The sequence below is a fragment of the Micromonospora parastrephiae genome (genome assembly GCF_016802865.1).
In the GTDB taxonomy this organism is placed as follows: Bacteria; Actinomycetota; Actinomycetes; order Mycobacteriales; family Micromonosporaceae; genus Micromonospora; species Micromonospora parastrephiae.
Window position 1 is genome coordinate 1 of record NZ_JAEVHM010000364.1, and the last position, 2,455, is coordinate 2,455.

Annotated in this window: 2 protein-coding genes; both read left to right on the forward strand. The window is 69.3% G+C overall.

The window, feature by feature from the left end:
• The first annotated feature begins 276 nt into the window (after nt 1-276).
• Nucleotides 277-687: a hypothetical protein gene (locus JNW91_RS30995; RefSeq protein WP_203179004.1), complete on the forward strand. Its 411-nt coding sequence runs from the start codon at nt 277-279 to the stop codon at nt 685-687.
• Nucleotides 684-2,455 (forward strand): tetratricopeptide repeat protein (locus JNW91_RS31000; protein ID WP_309244536.1); only part of this gene is annotated, 1,772 nt, incomplete at its 3' end. The genes JNW91_RS30995 and JNW91_RS31000, both read left to right, overlap by 4 nt.

Consider the following 2,455-nt stretch of genomic DNA (forward strand, 5'->3'; position numbering starts at 1 on the left):
CGGAGGTGCGGTCGAGTGTGGGTGGGTGGGCTCGGGCGGTTGGCAGGTGGAGGTCGCGGCCTAGGCAGCGGGGTGAAGCTCGGTGTCGGGCACGGGCACGTACGCGGGGTGGACGAGAACGTGCGGCAGCCAACTCACCGGGGGCCGAAGCTGCAACCCGTTCACGACGGCCCGTCAGGCTGACGCGAGCCTGTCACACTGGCGTCACTCCGTCGTCAATGCTTGCCGGGCTGTGGTACTGATCAGAGTCCCTGGTCGGCCGTGGAGGTGGCACCCGTGGACCCTGAAATCACCGCTCTGGCGGCAACCGTCACGCCGTACGTCGCTACCGCTGTGGGGGCGTACGGGGCCGGGGTCGTCGCGCGGTTGCAGGACGTGGCCGCGGACGCGACAGTCGGACTGGGCGGCCGGCTGTTGCGGCGGTTGCTGGCGCGGGACGAATCCGCGCCGGCGGTGGAGGCGGCCGTGACGGACCTGGCCGAAGATCCGTCGGATGAGGACCGGACGGCGGCGCTGCGGTTGCAGATCGGCAAGGTGTTGGCGGCCGATGCGCAGGTGGCCGCCGACGTGTCGCGGATGCTGGCCTCGGCCGGCGTGACGGTCACCGCGTCAGGTGAACGATCCGTCGCGGCGAACACGATCAGCGGGGTGGTGGTGACCGGGGATGGCGCGCAGGTGACCCGGTGACCGATCCGGGTGCCACCGCGGGGCCCGGTGGCACCACCGCCAGCGGCGGGCGGTCGGTCGCGGCGGGCGAGATCAGCGGCCTCGCCGTCACCGGTGACAACTCTGTCGTCGACGCTCGTCGCATCGAGCTGCACCGCCCGTCGAGGGAGTTCGAGATCGGAAGGCGGCTGCACAACCTCCCGAGGCCCCCGACGCGGCTGTTCGTCGGCCGTGACGAGGAGGCAGCCGAACTGGACCGGGTGATGTCGGCCGGCAGCGGGGTGATCTGCCAGGCAGTGCACGGCCTGGGTGGGGTGGGCAAGACCGAGTTGGCGTTGCAGTACGCCCACCGATGGCGCGACCGGTATCCGGTGCGGTGGTGGGTGAACGCTGAGAGCCGCGCCGCGATCGAGACTGGCCTGGCCACGCTGACAGCCCGGCTCAACCCGGATCTGATGATGACGACGACGGCGACCGAGGCCGCGGCGTGGGCGATCGGCTGGTTGCAGAACCAGTCAGGGTGGCTTCTGGTCCTCGACAACGTGGAGCAACGGTCCGATGTCGAGCCCCTGCTGGCGCAGTTGGACAGCGGGCACGTCCTGATCACCACACGACGCGACGTGAACTGGGAGGTTCTCGTCGACGGCTGCCTGCGTCTCGACAAGCTGGACCGTGAGGCGGCGGTACGAGTGCTGCTGGAGCGCGGAGGTCAGTCGGATCAGCTGGCGGCGGCGGTGTTGGCCGACGAGTTGGGGTATCTCCCGCTCGCCTTGCAGCAGGCGGCCGGATATCTGCGGCAGACCCGCCTTTCGGCGTCGGTCTACCTGGAACGCCTCCGGGCCCAGCCCGCGCAGGTGTTGAACACCATCGCCGAGGGCGACCAGGCGGAGCGGGCGGTAGCCCAGGTGTGGATGGTCACTCTGAACCGGCTACGCGACGAACGGCCGGTGGCGATCGATCTGCTGCGAATCCTGTCGTGTTACGCGGCGGACGACGTGCCCCGCGACGTGCTGGCCACGTACGCCGACGAACCTGCTGTTGTCGACCAGGCCCTGTCGGCGTTGGCGTCCTACAACCTGATCACCCTCGCCGAGACGACGGTCAGCACTCACCGTCTTCTTCAATCGGTGATCCGCACCGAAGCGCAGACCGAGGTGTGCCCGGGCGAAGACGACGGCCGGCAGGAGTCACTGTGGCAGCAGGTCGTGCGTCGGGCGATGGAGTTGCTCGAGCATTCCTGTCCGTCGGGGAACCCGTCCCATGCCGTCGACACCTGGCCCCGATGGAAAATCCTCGCGCCCCATGTCGAATCTCTCGCTGAACACATTCCCGACGGCACCGCGGACCTGACCCTCGCGTACCTGTTGGGCGAACTCGCCGTGTTCTACGACAGTCAGGCCGGGTACCAGCAGTCCTTGCGGGTCCAGCGGCGGGCTCTTGAGATCACCGAAGCGGCACGGCCGGCCGGACACCCTGACATTGCGGTCCGGCTGGACAATCTGGCGTACACGTTGAGCCAGCTGGGCCGGCCGGAGGAGGCATTGCCGCTGCAGCGGCGGGCGGTGAAGATCAGCGAGTCGGCGTTGCCGGCCGGAGACCCTGACATCGCCATCCGGCTCGACAACCTGGCGTGCACGTTGGCGGCGTTGGGGTGGCCCGAGGAGGCGTTGCCGCTGCACCGGCGGGCGTTGGAGATCACCGAGTCGGCGTTGCCGGCCGGGCACCGCAGCATCGCGATCCGGCTGGACAACCTGGCGCATCGCGATCCGGCTGGACAACCTGGCGTTCA